Origin of the sequence: Arthrobacter sp. NPDC058127 (assembly GCF_042884555.1) — a bacterium.
Classification (GTDB): Bacteria; Actinomycetota; Actinomycetes; order Actinomycetales; family Micrococcaceae; genus Arthrobacter.
Genome location: NZ_JBHVTT010000006.1, coordinates 57,127 through 79,916 on the forward strand (window position 1 = coordinate 57,127; position 22,790 = coordinate 79,916).

Sequence of the window (22,790 nt, forward strand, 5' to 3'; positions counted from 1 at the left end):
GAATCGGCACCCAAGGGCGGCGGCTCCCATGGCCACAATTCTGCGCTTTCCGCTCGTAGCGGCCACACTCCTCGCAGGGGCGTGCGTCGGGATACTGCTGGGCCTCGGACAAATGCCAGTGGCACAGGCAACGGCGACTATCTATGCATTGACCATGGCCGCGTACCGTGCCGTGTCGATGCTCCGGGAACTCTTTCGAGGACGGTGGGGCATCGACTTGCTTGCAGTAACGGCCATTGCCAGCACCCTCGTGGTCGGAGAATACATTGCCTCGCTCATCATCGTGCTCATGCTTACGGGAGGAGACGCCCTCGAGGAATTTGCCCACGGCCGGGCAACTCGCGAGCTGAAGAACCTTCTCGAGCGGGCTCCCCGGACGGCGCACCGCGAGACCCCGGGCAACCCTGTGGAAGAGGTTCCCGTGGGGAGCGTCCGTTCCGGAGACACTCTCTTGGTCAAACCCTCCGAAATCGTCCCAGTAGACGGTATCTTGCTCTCCCCTGCCGGGACTTTCGACGAGTCCTCCCTGACCGGTGAAAGCCTTCCAGTTGAACACCGCGAAGGCGACGCCCTGCTGAGCGGCGCCGTCAACGGCGAAGAAGCCGTTCGAATGGTTGCAAGCGCCACCGCCGCAGACTCCCAGTACAGCCGGATCGTGGCCCTGGTCCAAGAAGCCGCGGCGAGCCGCGCCCCCACCGTCAGGCTTGCGGACCGATACGCCGTGCCGTTCACGATATTCGCCTTCCTGCTTGCCGGGATCGCCTGGTTCATCACTCAAGATCCAGAACGGTTTGCCCAAGTGCTGGTCGTTGCAACACCGTGTCCCTTGTTGATCGCCGCGCCCGTAGCGTTCCTTGCCGGCACCAGCCGGGCAGCCCACTCGGGAATCATCATCAAAAATGCTCGTACTCTCGAGCAACTCGCCCGCGTCAGGACAGCGGTCTTCGACAAAACCGGCACACTCACGCATGGCCGCCCCACCCTGCACGACATACAAGTCTCCCTGGTCGCTGCGCAAGGCATGTCCCCCAGCTTGATACTCCAACTGGCAGCGTCCGCTGAGCAGTCTTCCTCCCACGTGCTGGCATCCTCCGTGATTGATGCCGCACGATCCCGCGGCCTGCCCTTGCTTCCCGTCAGCAGCGCCAGCGAGCATGCGACCCAGGGTGTCACGGCAGCCTGCGGTGACCAGACTGTGGTGGTGGGCAAGGCCGACTTTGTCGGCTCGGCCATAACCGGCTTCGAAAAAGCAGTCCTGGCCAGCGGACAACTGGGTGTCTACGTCGGCGTCGACGGGCAATTCGCCGGAACGCTGATCATGAGCGACCCTCTGCGCGGGAACGCGCTGGCCACCTTGGCCCAGCTGCGACGCCTCGGCGTGCGGGAAACCATGCTCCTGACCGGCGACACCCGTTCCACTGCCTCACATATTGCGGCCGAAGCCGGGATAACCCGGGTCCTGGCCGATTGCCTGCCTGCCGACAAAGTGGCGGCAGTCGCTGAGTTGGACGATCGCCCCGTCATGATGGTCGGCGACGGAGTCAACGATGCGCCCGTCCTCGCCGCGGCCGACGTCGGGATAGCGATGGGCGCCAAGGGAGCTACCGCGGCCAGCGAGTCGGCCGACGTCGTCATCATGCTCGATGACTTATCCAAAGTGGCCGTAGCCGTGGACATCGGCCGGCACACCATCCATATCGCACGCACCAGCATCTGGACCGGCATTCTCCTCAGCGTAGGGCTGATGACCATGGCGGCTTACGGCTTCGTCCCGGCCGTGGCTGGCGCTCTCCTCCAGGAACTAGTGGACCTCGCCACGATTCTGAATGCGCTCCGGGCATTGGGACACAGGCGAATGCCGGGCGCCGATTCGTCAGAGCTTGTTCCCCCTTCCCAGCCCCGAAAACTGGACCATGACTTTCGACCCTAGCCTGCCGGCCGGCCGCCCGCCCGCCCGGCCGGCCGGATGGATGGTGCAACAGAGGCCGGTTGCTTCCGCCCGGCGGCTATGTTTGCAAGGCGGGGCGGGTTATCACCGTCGGGCACTGGACATTGAGCAGCACGTGCTGAGCCACGGAGCCGACGAGCACGCGGGCACCGCCCCTTCCTTTGCAGCCCATGACCAGCAGCCGCGCACGGGTACTGGCGTCCAGGAGCGCTTCGGCTGGCGCGCGCTCAAGGTCCAGGATCTTGAGTATGGCCAAATCCGGGTGCCGCCCCTCCAGTCCGTGCACCGATTTGGACAACAGCGCGTGCCCATCGAGTCCAGGTTCTGCAGGCCCGGTCCCGCGCCCCGGTCTCCCGGACGGGGAAGGATCGCGGCCGCTACCGGCGTGGACGATCACGAGTTCTTGTCCCATTCGATGCGCCTCGTCAGCTGCATACTCGACGGCGAGTTCGGAGTCCCGGGAACCATCGACACCAACTACTACGCCGTATGACTCGCGCGTTGAGGGGGCTGGCACAATCGCGACGGCGCAATGGCTGATGACCGCGACCTGAAAGCTGACCGAACCGAATCCTTCGTCGTGGTTGCCGGGGCGTCGATCGGTTCCCACGACGACCATTTCCGCATCCGCAGAAAGCTTGCGCATGGTCTCGGCGGGCTCTCCGGAACTTAGTGTCGTCACGACCTCCAGGGAGGGAAACCGTGCGGCGACCCGTGCTGTCTCGCCTTTCAGCAGGTCCTTGGCTTGTGCAGTCGCGCCGTCGTGGAGGGCCTTCTCCGGGAACGCCCATGGCTCAGGAACGGCATGGACGAGGTTGAGCTGAAGACCAAGATCACGGGCTCGTTCGGCAGCCCAGTCCACGGCAGCACTGCCGACCACCGACCCATCGACACCAACGAGGATCTTTGTCTTCACGAGCGCACGTGCCTTCCTGGAACCAGCTGCAATCTCTTCCCAGTTTCGTCGGCTGCGTCGATGACCTGCAAGGGCCGTAAGACCCTCCCCGCGAACGCATTTTCCGGGTTATGTTCCTCAAGGGGTATCGCGTTCCATGGTCCGGGTGCCGCGTCGTCTTCGTGAAAGGACATCAGCGTGTTGCTCCTTGTTTTGAATCCAGGTTCCTCGTCCTTGAAGTATCAGCTGCGTCGAATCGGAACATCTGAAGCTAAGCCCGGGATCCTGCTGGAGCGGGCCGTCAACAGCCCGCAAGAGGGCACGCTGGATCCCGTCTTCCTTGGCAACGCGTTCGACGTGGTCGATGCCGCCATCCAGGACGTAACCGGCGGAACAAGCCCTGATGCCATTGGGCTTCGGGTGGTCCACGGCGGGGATCGCTTCAGTTCGCCCACACGCGTCACTCCGGACGTCATCGGGACCATCGAGGAATTTGGCGAGTTTGCGCCGCTCCACAACGCGGCAAGCATGGCGTGCATGCGTGCCGCGGCCGCCCGTTGGCCGCGCACGCCCCAGGTAGCCGTTTTCGACACAGCCTTTCACCGAACGATCCCCGACCATGCCTCCCGCTATGCCATTCCGGAGGAGCTTCATACGAAGTACGGGATCAGGCGCTACGGCTTCCACGGGATCTCCGTCGAGATCGTTTGCCGCGACACAGCGGCGTTCCTCGAAGTTCCGGTTGGATCCTTGAATGCGGTGGTGGCGCACCTTGGCAATGGCGCCTCGGTTACCGCTGTACGGGAGGGTCGCAGCGTCGACACGTCCATGGGCATGACCCCTCTGGAGGGGTTGGTCATGGGTACTCGTTCCGGTGATCTTGATCCGTCCATTATCACGCTTCTGCAGCGCCGCGCCTTCGGACCGGACGAAGTCGATGAGCTCCTCAACCATCGGGCAGGCCTGCTGGGCTTGGCCGGATCAGCCGACATGCGCGTAATCCAGGACGCTGCGCGGCACGGCGACCCCCGAGCGATCCTCGCTTGGGACATGGCCGCTTACCGGCTGGCCAAGTACATCGCCGCTTACAACATGGTGGTCGGCGGGGCCGCGGCCTTGGCCCTTACCGGTGGCATCGGCGAACATTCCAGCCGGTTCAGAACCCAGGTTATCTCGCTGCTCGAGCCCCTCGGTCTCTTCATCGACGAACACAGGAACTACTCCGGCGAAACAGGCATCCGCATCATCAGCACCGACGCATCGGCTTTTCCGGTCCTGGTGGTCCCGAGCGACGAGGAACGCGCCATCGCGGAGGCGACAGCCGCCGTCGTACTTTCGGACGGTTCAGCGGATCGAAGCCTCAACGAAGCGTGACCCGGCTAGTGCCAACGGCAAGTGGTCACAGACCCTTAAGCCGGCGACGCAATGGACGCCCCGGCACAACCGCAACAACCGGCGCGCTGAAGCGCGATGCCCGGCGCGAGATGTGGTGGGTATCCGGCCGACGGCGGACGGGCGCCGTGAGCGGGGGCGCTTGCTGCGCAGTCCGGGAGAAGAACCACTGTTTGGCGAATTCCACCAGGACCATGTAGACAACGATCATTCCCAGTAGCGACAGGAAGAACGGCACCGGCAAAGGATCGAAGCCCAGCACGCCCGCCAGCGGTGACAGCGGCAGGAAGATCCCCGCGGCTACCACGCCCAAGGACGCACTCAACAGGCCAACCGAGGGACGGCTGCGCAGGAATGGAACCCGACGGGTCCTGATGGCGAAAATGATGAGGGTTTGCGTGGCGATGGATTCGATGAACCAGCCTGCCCGGAACTCCCCCGGGACGGCGTCGAAGACGAACAGCATGAGCGCGAAAGTGGCAAAGTCGAAGATTGAACTGATCGGCCCGAAGAGGAACATGAAACGCCGGATGAACGCGATGTTCCAGTGCGACGGTGCCAGCAGCTGCTCTTTGTCCACGCGGTCGCCCGGGATGGCCAGCTGGCCGCTGTCGTAGAGCAGGTTGTTGAGCAGGATCTGCCCCGGCAGCATGGGCAGGAAGCTCAGCACCACCGACGCAGTGGCGGCGCTGAACATGTTGCCGAAGTTGCTGGACGTGCCCATCAGGACGTACTTGATGGTGTTCGCGAAGATCCTCCGGCCCTCCATCACGCCTTCGGCAAGGACGCCCAGGTCCTTTTCCAAAAGCACTATGTCGGCGGCGTCCTTGGCGACATCGGTGGCGCTGTCCACGGAGATCCCGATGTCCGCTTTATGAAGGGCCAGGGCGTCGTTCACACCGTCGCCCATGAAGCCCACCGCTCCGCCGCTTTGGCGGAGCAGGGTGATGATCCGCGCCTTCTGCTCGGGCGACACGCGGGCAAAGATGGTGGCTTCCCGGGCGGTTGCGGCCAACTCGGTATCGGACAACGCGTCGACGTCGGCGCCGATAAGCGTTCCGCCGGAAATCACGCCTAGCTCGGAACAAACTTTCTCTGCGACTTTGGCGTTGTCCCCGGTGGCGATTTTCACGGAGATGCCCAGCATCGCCAGCCGTTCGAGGGACTCTTTCGCGTTTGCCTTGGGCCGGTCTAGGAAGACGAGGAAACCGGCCAGGACGAGGTCATTTTCGTCGGCCGGCGTGATGCCGCTCAGCCCCGCGGCTGGGCGGGTGGCCACCGCGACGACGCGCGATCCGGCATCGAACTGTTCGTCCAGCATGGCCTGTACCCTGGGCGAAGTCGGCCCGCAGAGGGCGAGCACATCCTCGGGAGCGCCCTTGGTGACCAGGCGTGCCAGGCCGCCGGCTTCCCGCACCAGAACGCTGGTCCGGCGGCGTTGGTGGTCGAAGTCGATCAGGTCGAGGCGCTCAAAGCGGGCGGGATCAAACGCTGCCGCACCCGCGCTTTCCCATAATGCGGCGTCCAGGGGATTCTGCCCGGCCGTGGATTGTTTGGCCTCGGCATAGTCGGTTTCGGTGGCCAGCAGACCCAAGGTGAGGAGTTCGACGTCGGACACTTCAGGGGAGGCGGGCAGCGCGCCGGTGAAGCTGATGCGCCCCTCGGTGAGGGTGCCGGTCTTGTCGGTAACCAGGATGTCCATGTCGCCCAGGTCCTCGATGCAGACCAGTCGTTTGACCAGGACTTTGCGACGGGCCAGCTGGCGGGTGCCGGTAGCGAGGCTGGTGCTCACGACGGCGGGCAGCAGCTGCGGCGTGATGCCGACGGCGATTGCCAGGGAGAACAGCAGCGACTCGATCAGCGGGCGCTGCAGGAGCAGGTTCGCGATGAAGATGAGCGTGGTGAGCCCGATAGCCACCTGCAAGAGCAGGAACGAGAACCGCTTCAGCCCGAGCTGGAACTCGGTCTGGGGCTGCCGTTCTCCCAGGCCCAGCGCGATACGGCCGAATTCGGCGCGGGCCCCGGTGGCTACGACGACGCCGGTGCAGCCGCCGGACTGGATGACGGTTCCCATGAAGACGCAGGATGCGAGGTCCCCCAGGGACCACCCAGGCGCCACCGGGGCCGGATCCTTCCCGGCTGGCAGGGACTCCCCCGTCAGGATGCTTTCGTCGCAGAGGAGGTTCTTGGTGCCCAGGAGGCGGATGTCGGCGGGAACGATGGCGCCAAGACTAAGGTGTACGACGTCGCCCGGCACCAAGGAGGTCACGTTCACGTCCTGCGTGGTCCCGTCGCGCAGCACGACGGCGCGATGGGTTACCCGGGAATGCAAGGCTTCGGAGGCCCGTTCGGCGCGGAACTCGTTGGTGAAGCCCAAACCCACGCTGACCAGGAGGATCACGCCGATCACGATCGAATTCGTGGCATCGCCCAGGAAGAGGGAAAGCCCTGCCGTAATGATCAGCAGGATGAGGATGGGGCTGGCGAACTGCCGGCCCAACACCGCCCAACCGTTGGCCCGGTGCGTCCGCACGGCATTCGGGCCGAGTTCTGCAAGGCGTTCCGCGGCTTCCTCGTTTGTCAGCCCGGCCGGGCTGGAGCCCAGGTGTTCGAGTACTTCGTCCGGCTGAAGGCACGCGGCCTCGGTGATCGGCAGCTGCATGGAATGCCGCTCCTGGACGTTGATATCTGACATGCCGTATCCGTTCGAATGCTTTGCCTGAGGCAGTCGCCCTTGGATAAGGGTAAGGCTTGGGGAGGGGCCCCTGGGGCGGATGGGAGAGTGTTGTTGCTGGGGTTGTGTCGAGCTGAAGTGCCGCCGCGGCGCGGCCTAGGGCCCTATGGCCCTAACCGCCCCGGTCGTGCATCTGACACCGTGAAGACCAGAACAGTCCAGACGCCAGAAACGCGTGCATTCGGCACGCCGTCGAACCCGGAAGAGGCAAGCCCATGGAAACCGGAACCCCCGTCACCGAAGCGTCGGGCGAAGACTTCGAGCCGCTGCACCGGTACTGGTCCGCGGCCAACTACCTCACGGTGGCCCAGATCTACCTACAGGAAAACCCTCTCCTGAGGGAGCCGCTGCTCCCGCGCCACATCAAGCCCCGGCTCCTGGGCCACTGGGGAACCAGCCCCGGGCTGTCGTTGATCTATGCCCATTTGAACCGCCTGATCAGGCGAACCTCAGCGGAAGTCCTGTTCGTCGCTGGTCCAGGCCACGGCGGTCCCGCCGTCGTCGCCAACCTCTATCTTGAGGGCACCTACTCGGAGATCTATCCCAAAGTTGGGATGGACCTCCAGGGACTCCGGCGCCTTGTCCGGCAATTCTCAACGCCGGGCGGGATCGCGAGCCATGTCGGCCCGGCCACTCCCGGCTCCATCCACGAAGGGGGCGAGCTTGGCTACTCCTTGATGCACGCCACGGGCGCGGCCATGGACAACCCCGGACTGATTGTCGCTTGCGTCATCGGCGATGGCGAAGCCGAGACCGGCCCGTTGGAAGCGTCATGGAAGGCGCCATCCTTCCTCAATCCGGCCCGGGACGGCGCCGTGCTGCCGATACTCCATCTGAACGGATACAAGATCTCCGGCCCGACCGTCCTCGGCCGCAAATCCGACGAGGACGTCGAAGCGCTCCTGAGTGCCCATGGCTGGGATCCGCGCACCGTCTCCGGCGAGGACCCGGTGCTAGTCCACCGCGCCTTGGCCACTGCGATGGACGAGTCTTATGGGCGCATCCGCGAACTGCAATCCACAGCGCGCAGCCAGGGCGTGCACGGCCCGGCGCGATGGCCCGCCATCATCCTGCGGACGCCAAAAGGGTGGACCGGGCCAGCCATGGTGGACGGGCTTCCCGTCGAAGGAACCTTTCGCTCCCACCAAGTGCCCCTGGCAAACGTTCGCGAGAATCCCGAACACCTGGCGCAGCTTGAGGCCTGGATGCGCTCCTACCAGCCCGAAACCCTCTTCGACAGCACAGGCCGGCTCGCCCCCGAATTGGCCGCACTTGCCCCGGGGGGCACCCTCCGCATGGGCGCAACCCGTGCCGGACGCGGCGGGACCGGGACTGTCCTTGATATCCCCGAGCTGGAAGAATACGCGGTACCGGCGGCCCCTAGGGGGTCGGTCGTCCACGAAACCACCAGGCCGCTCGGGGAACTACTCCGGGACATCTACGTCGCGACGGCCCCGGATCCGAGGTTCCGGCTCTTCTGCCCGGACGAAACCAACAGCAACCGGCTCGGGGCTGTCTTCGAGGCCACCGACCGCTGCCTCCTGGAACCGGCCAGGGCCGGCGATCATGCCCGGGCCGAAGACCACGTCTCGCCCGGAGGCAGGGTCATGGAAGTCCTCTCCGAACACCTGTGCCAGGGCTGGCTGGAGGGATACCTCCTCACGGGCCGCCATGGACTGTTCGCCAGCTACGAGGCCTTCGCGATGGTCAGCGCGTCAATGACCGTCCAACACGCCAAATGGCTCCAGCACGCGAGGGAACTTGAATGGCGAGCCCCCATGCCTAGCCTGAACATTCTCCTGACCTCCACCTGCTGGCGCAACGACCACAACGGATTCAGCCACCAAGGGCCCGGACTGATCGACACGGTGTTGTCCCTGTCGGGCACCGTCACCCGCGTCTACCTGCCACCGGACGCAAATACCCTCCTCGTCACCGCCGACCACATCCTTCGCAGCAAGGACTACGTCAATCTGGTGGTCGTAGACAAACAACCGCACCCGCAGTACCTCACCCTGGAGGAGGCGAGGCGCCACGCCGCGGCAGGAGCGTCCATCTGGTCTTGGGCCGGGAACGAGCAGCCCAACGGCGGCGAGCCCGACGGCGCCCGGGCCGTGCCCGACGTCGTCATGGCCTGTGCGGGGGACATCCCCACCCAGGAGACGCTGGCCGCAGCCTGGTTGCTGCAAGAGCATCTGCCCGGACTCGTGGTCCGCGTTGTCAACGTCATGGATGCCATGGTCCTCCCGCCCCGCGACACCCACCCCCACGGCCTTTCCGATGAGAAGTTCGAAGAGCTGTTCACGGCAGACCGAGAAGTCATCATGGCCTGGCACGGCTACGCCCGGGCCCTGCACCAACTCCTGCATGGAAGACCCCGCCCGGAACGGTTCCATGTCCGCGGCTACAACGAACAAGGAACCACAACCACCCCCTTCGACATGGTGGTCCTGAACAAGATGAGCCGCTACCACCTGGTCCTGGAAGCGTTGCGTCGCATTCACCGGCAGGTCGGAGGCGCGGACGAACTGGTCGACTTCTGCCGCAGGCAGCTGGATACACATGCGCGATACATCCGGGAATACTTCGAAGACCTCCCGGAAATACGGGACTGGTCCTGGACGCCGCACCCTTCCTAGCGGGGGAAAGGAAGCTCTTCGGACTGGCCGCCGCGGGCAATATCCTCATTGGTGTCCCTCAGGAATACCGGGCCAAAAAGTCATTGGATCGCCTCGCGATTCTCAACGGCTCGCTCACGCGGGTGGTTCGCGATGGCACGGCGCAGGATGTTGACATGCAAGACGTGGTCCCGGACCCCGCGGAAGCCCTGCTCATTGCCGGCGACGTAGAGCAGCACGGCGAGCCGCTAGCTCCGTTTCGTCAATCTCGCCCCGGGCGAAGCGCTCATTGAGGTTACGTTCGGAATCATCATGGGGCGGCCCTTGGAAACCCCGTCCGCCCGCGTGGCTCCCGTGCAGCAGGAGGACCACCAAGGTGGCAATGCCACCCCAGAACAGCAACATCATCAGCCCCATGGCGATCCAGCCGCCGATGCCGACGCTTCCACCCCATCCATACATCATGGCCAATTTCCTTTTGTTTTGGATTCCGTACCTGCGTCCAGTGTCGCTCGTTTCCGGCCCCTCCCACAGGGCATTTAGTCACACCTCCGGGCCTTTCGGCCCTACAGCAGGAGAAGTGCCCCCAATAGGCTGCTGGGAGTTGCAGGTCTTCATACCCGCGATCGCGTGCCCGAAAGACGAGCTAGACGACATGGGAGCAGACATGTCACTCCCCAGCATGGACGCAGGCCGCGTTGACGGCGGACTGCACGTCGCGGAAGAACTCAGCCAGGAACAGTGTTGGGACCTCCTGCGCTCAAACACGACCGGCCGCTTCGGCTTTGTTGAACAAGGCAGGGTGGTGATCCTCCCCGTGAATTATCTGGTCGATGGCCAGTCCATTTACTTCCGTACGGCCGGGGATGGATCGATCGCCGAGGCGGTCCCGTCGCTCGGGTCGTCCTTTCAAATCGACGATTCTCGTGCCGAGCGGAGCGAGGGTTGGTCGGTGCTGGTCAGCGGGGCCTCGACACGTGTTGAGGACGAGGATCTGCTGAACCGGCTCTGGGGAAAGGTCATGGCCGAGCCGTGGGCCGGCGGAGCACGGAACCTCTTTGTCCGGATCCAGGCACACAGGGTCACCGGACGCCACGTGCATCTGGAATGAGCTTCTGGAGTAAGACTGGAGCCGCTCCACCTTCAAACACCCTTACGGGTAAGGAGACCATGGGTACCGCGGAAGAAATCATCGTCGGATACGACGGGTCCGCCGAAGCTGTCCCGGCCATCCGTTGGGCTGCCCGCCAGGCGGCTCAGCGGAACTGCGGACTGCACCTGGTTCACAGCTCCCTGTGGCCCGCAATCACCCACGACCTCGGTCCGGTGCCGGGCGTCGAAGGCAGCGGGTTGCGACGCGCGGCCGAGGACGTTCTGACCGAGGGCGTGGCACGGGTCAACGACGCGGTTCCTGGATTGGCTGTCAAAACGACGCTGTTCTATGGGTGGCCGGCCGAACACCTCAGGACCCTCTCTACCGGCGCCGCATTGTTGGTCGTCGGCACCCGGGGCGCAGGAGGATTCATGGGGCTGCTGATCGGCTCCGTCAGCCTGGAACTCGCGGCAACAGCCGATTGCCCGGTTGTTGTCGTCCGCGGCGGGGAACACGCCGGTGGGCCGGTCGTCGTCGGCGTCGACTTCGATGATTGGGAACTACCGCTTCGGCATGCCCGAACCCTGGCAGCGTTGGCGGGTGCACCCCTTCGAGTGGTGCATGTCCGCAAGAATCACTGGATTCCGCGCCCCATCCCTGACGAGGGCATCCAGACTCGGGACCAAGCAGAACCCCGCGTCCAGGCGCTTCTCGACTCCGCGGCGCGGAACGCCCACGAAACCATTCCGGGCCTTGATCTCCAGATAAGATCTCCGATCGGCACGTCCATCCCGGGCACTCTTTTGGCGGAGGCTCAGGATGCCTCCGTCATCGTCGTCGGGACCAGAGGACGCGGGCTCGTTCGGGGCACCATCGGTTCGGTCGCCCACGCTGTGCTTCATCACGCCAGCTGCCCGGTCATGGTGGTGCGTCGGCCAACCCCGGACACCCCGTGAAGCAGATGTTGTTCAGTACAAGTCGCTGGGGACCAGATCGTCGTCTTCAGGTCCCCGGTGAATGCGCCTCCCGGTGATCGACGTCGGGACGATCTCAACGAAAACCCGCTTCTTTGTAGAGGTCAATTGTTGGCGCGGAATCCTTTCGGCAGCTTCGGTCTCGGCACCGGACTCCAATTGCCGTGCCGTGCCTTTGACCACGACGCTCCAGACGGATTGCCTACCGACCCCGTCGGCCTCCAAGGCGACTTTGTCGTTGATCGTGAGCGCAAACAGCTTCTCCCCGGGATTCGTCCGGAGGAGGATTTTCCCGTCGTGGGCAACGAAATTGATCGGATAGATCTCGGGTTCGTTGGCGATGCTCAATGCCAACCGCCCCAACGTCGCACCCAAAAGGATATTCCAGCATTCTTCCTCGTTCAGGACTTCCACGGGGTTTGCGGTATCCGGTGACATGGCAGATCCTTTCGATGTGCGGCATTCCAAGCCATTCCAGCATGCACGCGGCCCGCACCATCCAATAGGGCCCTTGGACCCGTGTCTGTTGGCCCGCAAGCTTGTAGCGTCCATATATAGGAAGGCTTCCCATCCAAGGTTCGCCTTTCATCGAAAGAGGCCGTGATGCTCGGAATAAGACAGGCGGATGCCGGAATGCCGGATACCGGAATCTATTTCCAGTGGGGCGATTTCCTGATCCAATTCGGCAATCTGGTGGTCATTGCCACGATGGTCGTGTTGTTCATTCTCGCTTTGGTTCTTCCGTTCCCAGGCCGAAGGAGCCGGAAATGACCGTCCACCGCGGTCCGGTCCCGACTGCCGACGACGGCGAACCACGGTTCTCCACCTGGACGGGAAAAGCCCGGGGCTGGGCGCTACGCCGGCTGCCGCCGGACAAGCTGCTTCCCGAAGACCAGCCGAGTTACGTGTCGTCCTGGATTTACGTCTTCGGCATGGGCGCCGTTGCCGCGTTTGCCTACATCCTCGGTTCCGGTGCCGTACTTGCGCTGAACGGACCCACGTGGTTCCATGCCTCGGCTTTCGGGCGTTTCATCAACAGCACCCATTTGTGGAGCGTTGAACTGTTCTTCATGTTCATGGTGATCCACCTCTGGGGCAAATTCTGGATGGCTGCTTGGCGGGGCGGGCGCGTGCTGACCTGGATCACCGGGATGCTCGCGTTCGTCGTCTCAATCGTCACGGCCTTTACCGGATACCTCCTTCAAAGCAATTTCGACTCGCAGTGGATTGCCTTCCAAGCCAAAGACGCCCTCAACGCGGTCGGTGTAGGGGCATGGTTCAACGTCGCCGATCTGGGCCAGATACTCATGTGGCACATCACACTCCTCCCGCTGGCCGTCGCCGCCATTGTCGCCCTCCACGTTGTTCTCGTGCGGATGCACGGAGTGGTGCCCCCGTTGGAGGCCGCGGCATCCGATGCCCAGCTACGCTCAACAGCGCCAAACCCGGCCACTGAGGGCGAGGACACGAAGTGAGCAAGTCCCTAGCGTCAACGTCGTGGCGCGCACGAAACGACATCGCCAGCAGGCCATGGCCAGGCACGACGCGCGAATACGACCTGTTCAAGGAACTTGTTGTCGGGCTGGCGGTTGTTGGCCTGCTTGTCCTGGGACTCTCTGCGGTTTTCAGCTCGCCGGACGAACCAACGGTGACCCTGAAATCCTGGGCCCAGACCGATCCCGCGGACTTCGTGGCAACAGCCACCACCGAACTCGGAGGCACCAGCGGCACCGCAGGATATGGACCGCCCTACAATTCGACGCCCGATGCCACCCAAAAACTCGGCCCGATCGACCTGCAGAGCCTTTCCGGCGTACGGCTTCCGATCGACACAGCCAACGACTTCGTCATCGGCCCGCTCCAAACCCTGCCGACACCCCCGGCAGCGATCGACGAATGGACGAAGGCAAGCGACGCCCAACACACTGCCTGGACCACCGCGTACGGGGACGCACTCAGCAAGGCCCCGGACAACGACCCGGCGAAAGTTCCATCCGGCGACTACGGCCCGGTGCCGGCCCTCACCGGAGCCCTACTGGCCATGGCGCAGCAAGGCACCCTTGATCCGGTCCTGAGCGCAAAAGGCTCGTTCTACAACACCGACTACAAAGCCAGCATCCTGTTCCTCGGCGACGGCAGCTACTTCCCCGGACTCGCCGACGCCCAGCATCTGACGGGAGACCAGTGGGGAATGATGAATGAAACCGGGAACTACCCCGGCCAGTCGTGGCTGTGGCTCTTCTCCGCCCTCTATCAAGTGGAACCCTTCAAATCATCGCCGAACGCAGATGTCCTCGTCGTGTTTTCCATGGTGATCCTGACACTCCTCCTGACCCTGGTGCCCTTCATCCCCGGACTCAGGTCGCTGCCCCGCCGCATACCCCTACACCGGCTGATCTGGCGGGACTACTACAAGCACCGCTAGACCAACGCACGAACCGCGCTGGAAAACAAGGGCCTTTCGGTCATTCAAAACTTTGTGAAAACTGCGTACGTTTGTGTCATGGACACCGTCATCCAGACTGTCGATTTGCACAAGAACTTCGGGCGCGTCAAAGCGCTCGACGGCCTCGATCTCGAGGTCCACAAGGGCGAGATCCACGGCTTCCTCGGCCCGAACGGCGCGGGGAAGACCACCACGCTGCGCATCCTGCTCGGCCTGGCCCGGCCGTCGTCGGGCAGCGCGAGCGTCCTGGGCCTGCATCCCTGGGCAGACGCCGTCGAACTCCACCGACGCGTCGCGAGCATCCCGGGAGACGTGAGCCTCTGGCCCAACCTTTCGGGCGGAGAAGCCATCGACCTCCTTTCCCGCCTCCGTGACGGCGCTGTAGACCAAGCCACCTACAGGGAGCGCAAGCGTCACCTCTGCGAGCTCTTCGACTTCGACCCGGGCAAGAAGGGCCGCGCCTACTCGAAGGGAAACCGCCAGAAGGTCGCGCTCATTTCCGCCCTCGTCATGGACGCCGAGCTGTATCTCCTCGACGAGCCCACGAGCGGCCTTGACCCGCTCATGGAGGCCGTCTTCACGCGTGAGATCAGGCGGATCGTGCACGAGAACGGCGCCACAGTCCTGCTCTCAAGCCACATCCTCTCCGAGGTCGAGCAGCTCGCCGACCGCGTGAGCATCATCCGAGCCGGCCGGATCGTTGACGGAGGGACGCTCGACGCATTGCGCCACCTCACCCGCACGGAGATCTCGTTCGCCCAGGACAGCGTGGACACCCACGCGCTGGACACGCTGTCGCAGGTCCACGACCTCACCGTGGCCGACGGGCGCGTCAAGTTCGGCGCCGATTCCGATCGCGTCCACGAGGTCCTGCCCCTGCTGGGCAGCCTCGGGGTCAAAGGCCTCCTCGTCGCGCCGCCGTCGCTCGAAGAGCTCTTCCTGCGCCACTATGGCGACACGGTCGCCCCGCCTGCCCCGCAGGTAGCGGACGACGGCGGCACCCACCATCGGCGCCACCGCGCCGGGGCGGGAGCCTGAGATGGGCGCTCTGTGGATCCTGTACCGGCAGAGGTTACGCCGGGACCGCTGGCAGGTGATTGTGTGGGTGCTCTCGATCGGAGCCCTCGCGCTGTTCGCCGTCGCGGCCATAGCTAAAACCTTCGGCGACGACGCGACACGCGCGCAGGTGCTGCAGCTTGCGACCGCGGCTCCCGCGATCCTCGTGCTGCGCGGCCTCCCACGCGGTCCGGCGCTCGATTCGTTTACGTTCTTCGAAATCTTCTCATTCCTGGGCGTCCTTGCCGGACTCATGAATACGTTCATGGCCGTCCGGCACACCCGGGCGGAAGAGGAATCGGGCCGGGCCGAGCTCATTTCCGCGACGGCGGCCGGGCGATGGGCCCCGCTCGGCGCCACTGTCCTTCACGGCATCGTGGCCAACGCGCTCGTCGCCGTCGCGACGGCGCTCGGCTTCATGGCCGGAGGGCTTGACCCTGCCGGCTCGCTCGTGGCTGGCTTCGCGACGGGTGCCGTGGGCTTCGCCTTCCTCGGCGTGGGCCTGCTGGCCTCCGAGTTCTTCAGCACATCGCGGGGGGCCAACGGCATCTCGTCGGCCCTCGTGATGCTCGCGTACCTGCTGCGCGGCTTCGGGGACGCGACGGGACAGGTGAGTCCCGACGGGACGACCATGACGGCCGCGTGGCCGAGTTGGATCTCCCCCATCGGATGGGGCCAGCAAACCTTCGCCTACACGGGCAACCGTTGGTGGCCGTTGCTCCTTCCCCTCGCACTCTGGGCGGTGTGCACCGCCGTCGTCGTGGCTTTGATGGCGCGCCGTGACGTCGGGGCGAGCGTGCTCGCCGGGCGATCCGGACGCGCCGACGCCCGGCCCTGGCTGCGCGGGAGCTTCTCGCTCGCGCTGCGCCTGCAGCAGGGAGCGATCATGGGCTGGTGCATCGGCGGCCTCGCGACGGGCCTCCTCGCGGGCTCGCTCGGTTCCGCGATCCAGTCCTCGATCACCTCCAACCCCCAAATCACTGCCGTGCTCCGCGGCATGATCGAGGCACAGGGCACATCAATGACCAAGCTCCTCGTCGCAGCACTGTTCGAGGTAGCCGGAATACTTGCCGCGGCCTGCGGTCTCCAGGCCGTCCTTCGCCTCCGTCAGGAGGAGGTGGCCGGAACCGCCGAGCCCGTGGTGTCCGAGTCGGTGGGCCGGATACGCTGGCTGGGGAGCTTCCTTGGACTTGGTACCGTCTCTGTCGTGCTTGTCATGGCGTTCACCGCCCTCGGGGCCTGGGTCTCACTGGTCGCCTCCGGAGACACCTCCAACGCAGTCGGCGACGTCTGGCAGACCGCCGTCGACCAGCTTCCCGCAGCACTCATTTACCTTGCGCTGCCCGCCGCAGTGTTCGTTGTCTGGCCCCGCGCCACGATCCCTGCCGGGTGGGCGCTCCTGGGCGTCGGCGTCGTCCTCGGGATCTACGGCGGCATGCTCGGCCTCGACCAGACACTCCGGGACCTTTCGCCGTTTACCCACAGCCCCGTCACCACAAGCACCGGGACCGACTGGAGCGGCGGCTTCTGGATGCTCGGCATCGCCGCGGTCATCACGGCATTCTCGCTCGTGGCCGTCCGCCGCCGGGAGGTGGGCACAGCGTGACAGGTCCCGAGAGCAAGCGTATGCCCGACTCCGCCGAGACATCCGCAGCTGTCCTCACTGCCGCGGGCTTTCCCAAGATGCCGGCCCGCGCCCTCATGGCCCTCGTGGTCTCCGACGACGGCTCGCTGACCGCTGCCGAGCTCTCAGAGATGCTGGGCGCGAGCGCGGCCGCAGTCTCCGGCGCCGTGCGGTACCTGCAGACTGTCGGCTTCGTCCACCGGGTCTCGCGACCTGGCAGCCGGCGCGACCACTACGCCCTCCCCGACAACGCGTGGTACGTCGCCTCCCTACGGCAGAACCCCGTATACAACCGACTCGCCGATCTCGCCGACTCCACCGCGTCAAGCCTCCCTGAAGGATCAGCGGCGAAGGCCCGGGTGGACGAGATGGGCGCCTTTTACCGGTTCCTCATGACCCGGCTGCCCGGCCTCCTCGATGAGTGGGAACACACACGGGCCAAAGACTAGGCTCCTCTGACTCCGCCCGATCCTCAAGCCTGAGGCGGATACGGCTGCGGCGGGTTCGGCGGATATGCCTGCACCAACCGGTCGAATCGCTGACCCCTGGGATTGGCCGGCAGGAGCACAAACACGAGCAGGGCAATCCATCCGAGTACCGGGATCAAGGCCAGCAACAAGAAGAACGCACTGAGATTTGCGTCGTGCAGGCGCCGTGCAGCCAAGGCGAGCGAAGGCACGATCGTCGCCAGGAACCAAAGGCCGCCAAGGGCCGTCGAGGTGCTGGTGTTGCCGCTCCCTGTCGCGCCAACCGCATTGATCACCCCGGAGACGATGGCCGAGGCGAGGACCCACCACCAATACTCACTGCGGCTAGCCCGCCCGTGGAAGACTGTGTACTTCTTCCAGAACCGTTTGACGGCCTCGATCGGCGGGGCTCCATAGTAAGGCAGCTCAAGCGGGACTCCACCTTGGGGAAGATACTGAGGCTGATAGCTGGACATCATTCAAGCCCTTCCATGCAGACTATTCGACACCCGCATGCTAGACCCAGTCGGCCCGTCAGAACAGAGCACAACGCCATGCATCGGACGAGTGACAGCGCCTAGTTCTGCGAGTGCGTTCGGTCCCTGGTAACGGTGGCAGCAAGAGCGTCACCTGCAGGACTTACGGCCCTGCCCGGCTCGGCAAAACGAGCAGAAAATGGTGCCCACAGCACCCGCAAAGAGGGAGTCACATTTCATGGAAGGCGGACAGAGTCATGAAAAAGCCAATCGTTGTCGGCGTGGTTGACACCAAGGCGAGCCATGCCTCGTTGGCTTGGGCGATGGACCGGGCGGCACGACGGAAACTCCCGGTGCAGCTCGTTCACGCGGTCGACAGTCGATGGCTCGACGAATCCGTCGGTTCCAATGAGGTGATCAGGGCCGCAGCAAACGAGCTGCTCAGTAAAACCGCAGCGTATGCAGGCGAATTGGAGCCGACGGTCCAGGTGAAAACCTTTCTGTTTTCCGGGAGCCCCGGGCAGGCGCTCAGGAAGCACTCCAAAGGAGCCTCGATGGTTGTGATCGGAACCGGGCACAACTGGCCTGGAGGACCCGTAGCTGACAGGGCGCTGCAGATCGCCGCCGTCGCGCAGTGCCCTGTGGCAGTGGTCGGGGAACAGGACATGACCGGGCGCCGCGGCATCGTGGTCGGCGCTGACGGTTCCGAAGAATCAACGCAAGCGGTTTCCTTCGCGGCGGCCGAAGCGGACAAGGATAGCCAGGAGCTCGCAGTGGTTCACGCCGTCCTCGCTCCGCCGCTCATTCATCGCGCCATGCCGGCGGCCGACGTTGCCGAGACCATCTTGGAAGGAGAACGAATCGTCCTCGCCGAGACCGTCGCCGGTCTGGCCGAAAACTATCCCGACGTGGTTGTCCATCAGGTTCTGGTGTCCAACAACGAGTCGGCGGAAGCACTCGCGAACGCCGCCGCCGAAGCCAGGTTGCTGGTGCTGGGCAGCCGTGGAAGGGGTAGCTTTAAACGCCTCCTTCTGGGATCGACGGCCCACACGGTACTCAGGTCCCTGCCCTGCCCAACGATCATTACCCGAGTGCGGCGGGTGAAACATACGGCCTAAGCAGCCTGCCCAGTTAATACAATTTTGGCCAGGAGGTCACCGGACCGGCCAAACCGTTTGGACCTCGATCCTCCCCGGACTCTTTGCATCCATCGCGCCCCATCAACTTGTTCACCGCTGACAGGGACCGGAGCGGTTCCCGTCGACACTCCCGGCGCGAGACGTATAGGCGATTCACGAATTCTCTGGGGCTGCTGGTTTTCTCAGCCTCCGTGTGCGATCACGCCAGGGACTGCCGGGTACCGCTCCGACGTAGAATCAGGCCATGGTGATCGAGGAACTGACGGACACAGACACCGGAACTTTTGCCTTCCGCACCTCGACAGGCTCCCTCTACCGGATCGCCCTCGGAGCCTCCCCAAGCCTCACGCGCCTGCCAGCGGACCAAGACCCAGAAGCCGCATACCGAACGGCAGGCGTGTCGGTTCTCAGGAGGGACACCCAGGAGATTCCCCTCCTGGGCATCGGGAAACTCAAAGTAGGCGAAAGGGCCATCCTTTTCCTGGACATCGTCGGTGACGGGATCACGGTCACAACGCGCGACACCAGCGAGGTCCTCAGCATCCACCTTCTCAAGAACCCCCGGTCAAACTAAGCCGCAACCAAGCAATCGCCTCGCGCTCATGCCAGATCGAAGGTGTGTCGTTTTGCTTCGGGACCTTGTGGGACTCCTAGTGAGACACTTCTGGCCGTAGAACAGGTGAATGGTTGACTCGCTAGGTGAAGGCCTCAGTATCGATCGAGCCAGTCGACTGGATAGCCGAGCTCCTCAAGTGAGAGAAGGACGACTTCCGGGTAGAAGGAGTAGACGGTCCAGTCGAAGTAATTGTCGCCCTGGATCGCGATGCCGTCGGAAAACAATCCGCGCGCCCTGAAGACTCTTTTAACTTGTGACCGTTCCACTCGCCACGGGCCCACGAACCGACCAAAACCAAACCGTGCCCGGAACTCCGGCTGCTCCCTCGTGGCTACAAGCTCGATTAAGTGCACCGTGGCATGGAACCGTTGATTGTTGAGTCCAATGACAACTCGGTATTTCTCATTGTCGGCAGGCTCCCCCGGGACGGTATCCGTGCCGCTGACCATATCCTGAGCTCAGGTCTGGGGGATGTGCCGGTAGGAAACGATCGCGAACATGCTGCCCACCACGAACCCGGTTACCGCCGCGATTGTCCCGGGGTCCGTCAAGGGCGGAAAGAGGCTGCAGAACGCATAGGCGAGTAGGCCCGAACTTATCAGCGCCGAGATACCGGTGACGACTGCACGCGTCTTGCGGCTCGCTGCCTCGGTCACCAGGAACCTGGCGCTGATCACAACGCCGGCAACAACCAGCCCAAGGATTGCCAGAACGATCACCTCGAGTACCAGGAAGTACAGACCCCAGACGAGAGCATAAGCATTGAGTTGGCGGCCCCATGCGTAACTTCCGAGGTGAACTAAGGCTCCGACTGCGCCCAACGCCATACCGAGCCAGACCAGCCTGCGCGACGCTTTTCCGGTGCGCCACCACCCAGGTCGGGTGCTTTTCGCCATCATGCGACGCCGCCTGTCGAGGCTTTCCCCCTTTGGGTATCGGCTTTGCCCGAAAGACTTTCGGCCTCCTCTTTTGCAACCTGAATGATCGCGATGTCGAGGATCCGCCGGTCCGAGCCCAGGGCACTCCGATCCGAGTGCCCCGCACGCCACGGGCCGCCCTGATGTCCCTGGCGTGCCGATGCGGATAAATATCAGAAGGCCGCCTTGAGGCCGGATCTCGACCCCGCATCGTCCTTCGAAATCCTGAACCCCATGGCGGTGTGCTCCTACATGAAGTGCACGCCGACGAATGCCAGCGCTGCGATCAGACCCCAAGAGAGCATCGCTGCGATGATGGCCCTGCCACTGGTCTGGAGCAGGGACCGGACCTGCACTGACGACCCAAGCCCGTACAGGGCTGCGGCAAGAAGCAGGTCCTGGACCGTACCGGCAACGTCGAGGACCACTGGCGGCAGGATCCCCAGCGTCCGCAGAACGATCATCGCCATGAACCCGGCCACGAAGAGCGGGATCAGCGGAGGAAGCTTGATGCCGGTATCCCCAGCGCCGTTTGCCGTCCGACGGCGGCGGAAGCGTCCCACCAGTGCGGCACCGGTGACCATCGGCGCAAGCATCAGCACACGGGTGAGCTTGATGATGAGCGCGACGGCGAGGGAAGCCGCGCCCGCCGTCTGCGCCGTTGCCACAACCTGCCCCACATCGTGGACGCTGGCTCCCACCCAGTAGCCGAACTGAACAGTGTCCAGGCCCAGGGGTCCCTTGAGCGCCGGGAGGGCCGCGATCGCCAGCGTTCCGCACAGGGTCACGAGGGCGATTGGGACAACGGTGTCGCGGTGATCCGTTTTGGTGACCCCGCTCATGGCCCCGATCGCGGAGGCGCCGCAGATGGAAAATCCTGTGGCAAGAAGCAGGGGCTGATCGCCCGGAAGTTTCAGTGCCTTGCCCAGCACCATCGTTCCCATGAAGGTCAGCAAGACAATGCCGACCACGATCGCCAGCGTCTTCCAGCCCAGCGCGGCCACGTCGATCAGGCTGAGCTTGAGACCCAGCAGAACGATTCCCAGCCGCATGAACCGCCTGGCGGAAAGCACCAGCCCGGGCTGCAGGACCCCTTCCACGGCGGTACTGATCCCGGGGAGATTCGCGGAAAGAATTCCCAGCATGACCGACACCGTCAGGAAAGGCATCGCCGGTACCGTCGAATGGATCAGCCACGCGACGGCGACCGCGGCCGCTGCCGCCGTCAGTCCGGGCAGCCGCTTGCTCCGCGAGCCCCGGGGAAGCAGCGCACCCTGCCGTCCGTCCTTCAGGGGTGCGGCTATGTCTTGACTCATGCTTGTCTGCGATCCTCCCGGGGCTGGCATGCGCCAGGCTCTGGCTGGATCTCCTGGCTACTCATCTCCCAATTCTCGCTGGAGACCTGGTCCCGAGATAGCCGTCTTCTTTACATAGGGGTATATCAAAATAGCAACACCTATCGCCCTGTTATATGCTTAGCGCATGGCAAAGTGGCCGGATCTGGCCGTACTGGAACTAGTGGTTGGAGTGGACGATTACGGAAGCCTCAGCGCCGCCAGCCGACAGGCAGGCCTAGCTCAACCCAACGCGAGCCGATCGATCAGAGTGTTGGAGCGCCAGCTGGGCATGACCCTGCTGCAGCGCAGTCCAACAGGCTCCACACTCACCCCCCAAGGCACAGTCGTGGCCCACTGGGCGCGAAGAATCCTCGCCGAAACACGGCAGATGTTGCAGGCTACCGATTCCCTGCGCGCTGAGCGGCGGACCGCACTGACGGTAGCCGCGAGCATGACCGTCGCCGAGCACCTGGTGCCCAGTTGGCTTGGCACCTTTGGAAAGCTGCACCCCGAAGTGCGGATACACCTGCTTGTCCATAATTCCGCTCAGGTATTTGAGGATGTGACCAGCGGAGCCTGCGATATAGGTTTCGTGGAATCCCCCACCATCCCCCGCACCTTGCATAACCTCACCGTGGCCCGCGACGAACTCGTCGTCGTCGTCCATCCTAAACACCCGTGGACCCGGCGACGGCAACCCATCTCCATTGCCGAGCTAGCATCAACATCGCTGCTGGTCCGCGAACCGGGGTCAGGCACCCGGATCACGCTTGACCTTGCATTGGCCGAGTACACGCGTGCGGCTCCCTTGCTCGAACTTGGCAGCGCGGCCGCAATCCGTACAAGCGTTTTGGCCGGCATGGGTCCTTCAGTGATGAGCACCCTCGCAGTAGCAGACCAAGTAAAGACCGGAGAACTAAAGATCATCCCGGTCCAAGATCTTGTCCTCCACCGGGCGCTGCGTGCGGTGTGGAACGGCCCCCGTCAACTATCAGGCCCGGAGGCGGAGCTCGTGCGGCTCGTTCGCAGCCCGAGAACATCCCAAAACTAGACCTCAC

The 22,790-nt window shown here is 64.1% G+C and carries 23 protein-coding genes; 14 read left to right on the forward strand and 9 right to left on the reverse strand.

The genetic code is table 11. From position 1 onward, the window contains the following. Positions 1–28: 28 nt before the first annotated feature. Entirely contained in the window at positions 29–1,930 is a 1,902-nt protein-coding gene (locus ACFVTG_RS10935; protein ID WP_390280302.1) for a heavy metal translocating P-type ATPase, read from the forward strand. 76 nt (positions 1,931–2,006) lie between these two features. Here ACFVTG_RS10935 and ACFVTG_RS10940 read toward each other — a convergent pair whose 3' ends face one another. Together ACFVTG_RS10940 and ACFVTG_RS10945 are read right to left on the reverse strand one after the other, a co-directional pair. Beyond that, entirely contained in the window at positions 2,007–2,864 is an 858-nt protein-coding gene (locus tag ACFVTG_RS10940; protein WP_390280304.1) for a universal stress protein, read from the reverse strand. Further along, positions 2,861–3,037 (reverse strand): hypothetical protein, encoded by a 177-nt coding sequence (locus tag ACFVTG_RS10945; RefSeq protein ID WP_284754919.1) that lies wholly within the window; start codon positions 3,035–3,037, stop codon positions 2,861–2,863. The genes ACFVTG_RS10940 and ACFVTG_RS10945 overlap by 4 nt, the downstream gene beginning before the upstream one ends. Before the next feature lie 4 nt (positions 3,038–3,041). On the opposite strand from ACFVTG_RS10945, the gene ACFVTG_RS10950 reads away from it, so the two are divergent. Further along, positions 3,042–4,217 carry an acetate/propionate family kinase gene (locus ACFVTG_RS10950; protein ID WP_390280306.1) on the forward strand — a complete coding sequence of 392 codons (1,176 nt, stop codon included), beginning with the start codon at positions 3,042–3,044 and terminating at the stop codon, positions 4,215–4,217. 25 nt (positions 4,218–4,242) lie between these two features. Here ACFVTG_RS10950 and mgtA read toward each other — a convergent pair whose 3' ends face one another. Continuing rightward, positions 4,243–6,930, reverse strand: a complete 2,688-nt coding sequence (gene mgtA / locus ACFVTG_RS10955; protein ID WP_390280308.1) for a magnesium-translocating P-type ATPase — start codon at positions 6,928–6,930, stop codon at positions 4,243–4,245. Positions 6,931–7,184: 254 nt separating this feature from the next. On the opposite strand from mgtA, the gene ACFVTG_RS10960 reads away from it, so the two are divergent. Continuing rightward, positions 7,185–9,608 carry a phosphoketolase gene (locus tag ACFVTG_RS10960; RefSeq protein ID WP_390280310.1) on the forward strand — a complete coding sequence of 808 codons (2,424 nt, stop codon included), beginning with the start codon at positions 7,185–7,187 and terminating at the stop codon, positions 9,606–9,608. A 192-nt stretch (positions 9,609–9,800) separates the two neighbouring features. On the opposite strand, the gene ACFVTG_RS10965 is transcribed toward ACFVTG_RS10960, so the two are convergent. Next, entirely contained in the window at positions 9,801–10,052 is a 252-nt protein-coding gene (locus ACFVTG_RS10965; RefSeq protein WP_390280312.1) for an SHOCT domain-containing protein, read from the reverse strand. Positions 10,053–10,254: 202 nt separating this feature from the next. Here ACFVTG_RS10965 and ACFVTG_RS10970 point away from each other — a divergent pair, with 202 nt between their 5' ends. Both ACFVTG_RS10970 and ACFVTG_RS10975 read left to right on the forward strand, forming a co-directional pair. Further along, on the forward strand, positions 10,255–10,698 hold the full coding sequence (locus ACFVTG_RS10970) for a pyridoxamine 5'-phosphate oxidase family protein (protein WP_284752599.1): 444 nt from the start codon (positions 10,255–10,257) through the stop codon (positions 10,696–10,698). 59 nt (positions 10,699–10,757) lie between these two features. Further along, positions 10,758–11,636, forward strand: coding sequence for a universal stress protein (locus tag ACFVTG_RS10975; protein ID WP_390280314.1), 879 nt, complete (start codon positions 10,758–10,760; stop codon positions 11,634–11,636). 12 nt (positions 11,637–11,648) lie between these two features. Here the strand turns inward: ACFVTG_RS10975 and ACFVTG_RS10980 are convergent, their stop codons facing one another. Next, positions 11,649–12,092, reverse strand: coding sequence for a pyridoxamine 5'-phosphate oxidase family protein (locus ACFVTG_RS10980; protein ID WP_390280316.1), 444 nt, complete (start codon positions 12,090–12,092; stop codon positions 11,649–11,651). A 165-nt stretch (positions 12,093–12,257) separates the two neighbouring features. Between ACFVTG_RS10980 and ACFVTG_RS10985 the strand changes: the two genes are divergently transcribed. From ACFVTG_RS10985 to ACFVTG_RS11010, 6 genes are all read left to right on the forward strand, one after another. Continuing rightward, the gene (locus ACFVTG_RS10985) at positions 12,258–12,425 is read left to right on the forward strand and encodes a hypothetical protein (RefSeq protein WP_390280318.1); all 168 of its coding nucleotides are present in this window, start codon (positions 12,258–12,260) and stop codon (positions 12,423–12,425) included. Beyond that, entirely contained in the window at positions 12,422–13,129 is a 708-nt protein-coding gene (locus ACFVTG_RS10990) for a cytochrome b N-terminal domain-containing protein (protein WP_390280320.1), read from the forward strand. The genes ACFVTG_RS10985 and ACFVTG_RS10990 overlap by 4 nt, the downstream gene beginning before the upstream one ends. Beyond that, positions 13,126–14,079 carry a hypothetical protein gene (locus ACFVTG_RS10995; protein WP_390280323.1) on the forward strand — a complete coding sequence of 318 codons (954 nt, stop codon included), beginning with the start codon at positions 13,126–13,128 and terminating at the stop codon, positions 14,077–14,079. The genes ACFVTG_RS10990 and ACFVTG_RS10995 overlap by 4 nt, the downstream gene beginning before the upstream one ends. Before the next feature lie 78 nt (positions 14,080–14,157). Beyond that, entirely contained in the window at positions 14,158–15,138 is a 981-nt protein-coding gene (locus tag ACFVTG_RS11000; RefSeq protein WP_284752594.1) for an ABC transporter ATP-binding protein, read from the forward strand. A gap of 1 nt (position 15,139) precedes the next feature. Then, complete coding sequence (locus tag ACFVTG_RS11005) at positions 15,140–16,762, forward strand: ABC transporter permease (protein WP_390280325.1); 1,623 nt, start codon at positions 15,140–15,142, stop codon at positions 16,760–16,762. Further along, positions 16,759–17,229: a GbsR/MarR family transcriptional regulator gene (locus tag ACFVTG_RS11010; RefSeq protein WP_390280327.1), complete on the forward strand. Its 471-nt coding sequence runs from the start codon at positions 16,759–16,761 to the stop codon at positions 17,227–17,229. Before ACFVTG_RS11005 ends, ACFVTG_RS11010 begins: the two co-directional genes overlap by 4 nt. Before the next feature lie 23 nt (positions 17,230–17,252). Here the strand turns inward: ACFVTG_RS11010 and ACFVTG_RS11015 are convergent, their stop codons facing one another. After that, positions 17,253–17,726 (reverse strand): DUF805 domain-containing protein, encoded by a 474-nt coding sequence (locus ACFVTG_RS11015; RefSeq protein ID WP_390280329.1) that lies wholly within the window; start codon positions 17,724–17,726, stop codon positions 17,253–17,255. A gap of 254 nt (positions 17,727–17,980) precedes the next feature. On the opposite strand from ACFVTG_RS11015, the gene ACFVTG_RS11020 reads away from it, so the two are divergent. Together ACFVTG_RS11020 and ACFVTG_RS11025 are read left to right on the forward strand one after the other, a co-directional pair. After that, positions 17,981–18,841, forward strand: coding sequence for a universal stress protein (locus ACFVTG_RS11020; protein ID WP_390280330.1), 861 nt, complete (start codon positions 17,981–17,983; stop codon positions 18,839–18,841). 265 nt (positions 18,842–19,106) lie between these two features. Beyond that, positions 19,107–19,436, forward strand: a complete 330-nt coding sequence (locus ACFVTG_RS11025) for a hypothetical protein (RefSeq protein WP_390280332.1) — start codon at positions 19,107–19,109, stop codon at positions 19,434–19,436. Positions 19,437–19,570: 134 nt separating this feature from the next. Here ACFVTG_RS11025 and ACFVTG_RS11030 read toward each other — a convergent pair whose 3' ends face one another. The 3 genes from ACFVTG_RS11030 to ACFVTG_RS11040 all read right to left on the reverse strand — a co-directional run bounded on the left by ACFVTG_RS11030 (position 19,571) and on the right by ACFVTG_RS11040 (position 21,711). Beyond that, positions 19,571–19,702, reverse strand: coding sequence for a hypothetical protein (locus ACFVTG_RS11030; RefSeq protein ID WP_390280334.1), 132 nt, complete (start codon positions 19,700–19,702; stop codon positions 19,571–19,573). Positions 19,703–19,936: 234 nt separating this feature from the next. Beyond that, positions 19,937–20,377 carry a hypothetical protein gene (locus ACFVTG_RS11035; protein WP_390280336.1) on the reverse strand — a complete coding sequence of 147 codons (441 nt, stop codon included), beginning with the start codon at positions 20,375–20,377 and terminating at the stop codon, positions 19,937–19,939. 266 nt (positions 20,378–20,643) lie between these two features. Further along, positions 20,644–21,711, reverse strand: coding sequence for a YeiH family protein (locus ACFVTG_RS11040; protein WP_390280338.1), 1,068 nt, complete (start codon positions 21,709–21,711; stop codon positions 20,644–20,646). 166 nt (positions 21,712–21,877) lie between these two features. Between ACFVTG_RS11040 and ACFVTG_RS11045 the strand changes: the two genes are divergently transcribed. Then, positions 21,878–22,783, forward strand: a complete 906-nt coding sequence (locus ACFVTG_RS11045; protein WP_284752585.1) for a LysR family transcriptional regulator — start codon at positions 21,878–21,880, stop codon at positions 22,781–22,783. Positions 22,784–22,790 lie beyond the last annotated feature (7 nt).

Bases quoted from the DNA above. Each gene is read 5' to 3' on its own strand.
- ACFVTG_RS11015 (WP_390280329.1), bottom strand. From the start codon at position 17,726: ATGATGTCCAGCTATCAGCCTCAGTATCTTCCCCAAGGTGGAGTCCCG.
- ACFVTG_RS11045 (WP_284752585.1), top strand. From the start codon at position 21,878: ATGGCAAAGTGGCCGGATCTGGCCGTACTGGAACTAGTGGTTGGAGTG.
- ACFVTG_RS10985 (WP_390280318.1), top strand. From the start codon at position 12,258: ATGCTCGGAATAAGACAGGCGGATGCCGGAATGCCGGATACCGGAATC.
- ACFVTG_RS10990 (WP_390280320.1), top strand. From the start codon at position 12,422: ATGACCGTCCACCGCGGTCCGGTCCCGACTGCCGACGACGGCGAACCA.
- ACFVTG_RS11000 (WP_284752594.1), top strand. From the start codon at position 14,158: ATGGACACCGTCATCCAGACTGTCGATTTGCACAAGAACTTCGGGCGC.
- ACFVTG_RS11035 (WP_390280336.1), bottom strand. From the start codon at position 20,377: ATGATGGCGAAAAGCACCCGACCTGGGTGGTGGCGCACCGGAAAAGCG.
- ACFVTG_RS10935 (WP_390280302.1), top strand. From the start codon at position 29: ATGGCCACAATTCTGCGCTTTCCGCTCGTAGCGGCCACACTCCTCGCA.
- ACFVTG_RS10960 (WP_390280310.1), top strand. From the start codon at position 7,185: ATGGAAACCGGAACCCCCGTCACCGAAGCGTCGGGCGAAGACTTCGAG.
- ACFVTG_RS11025 (WP_390280332.1), top strand. From the start codon at position 19,107: ATGGTGATCGAGGAACTGACGGACACAGACACCGGAACTTTTGCCTTC.
- mgtA (WP_390280308.1), bottom strand. From the start codon at position 6,930: ATGTCAGATATCAACGTCCAGGAGCGGCATTCCATGCAGCTGCCGATC.
- ACFVTG_RS10970 (WP_284752599.1), top strand. From the start codon at position 10,255: ATGTCACTCCCCAGCATGGACGCAGGCCGCGTTGACGGCGGACTGCAC.
- ACFVTG_RS10945 (WP_284754919.1), bottom strand. From the start codon at position 3,037: ATGTCCTTTCACGAAGACGACGCGGCACCCGGACCATGGAACGCGATA.
- ACFVTG_RS11005 (WP_390280325.1), top strand. From the start codon at position 15,140: ATGGGCGCTCTGTGGATCCTGTACCGGCAGAGGTTACGCCGGGACCGC.
- ACFVTG_RS10965 (WP_390280312.1), bottom strand. From the start codon at position 10,052: ATGATGTATGGATGGGGTGGAAGCGTCGGCATCGGCGGCTGGATCGCC.
- ACFVTG_RS10975 (WP_390280314.1), top strand. From the start codon at position 10,758: ATGGGTACCGCGGAAGAAATCATCGTCGGATACGACGGGTCCGCCGAA.
- ACFVTG_RS11020 (WP_390280330.1), top strand. From the start codon at position 17,981: ATGAAAAAGCCAATCGTTGTCGGCGTGGTTGACACCAAGGCGAGCCAT.
- ACFVTG_RS10980 (WP_390280316.1), bottom strand. From the start codon at position 12,092: ATGTCACCGGATACCGCAAACCCCGTGGAAGTCCTGAACGAGGAAGAA.
- ACFVTG_RS11040 (WP_390280338.1), bottom strand. From the start codon at position 21,711: ATGAGTCAAGACATAGCCGCACCCCTGAAGGACGGACGGCAGGGTGCG.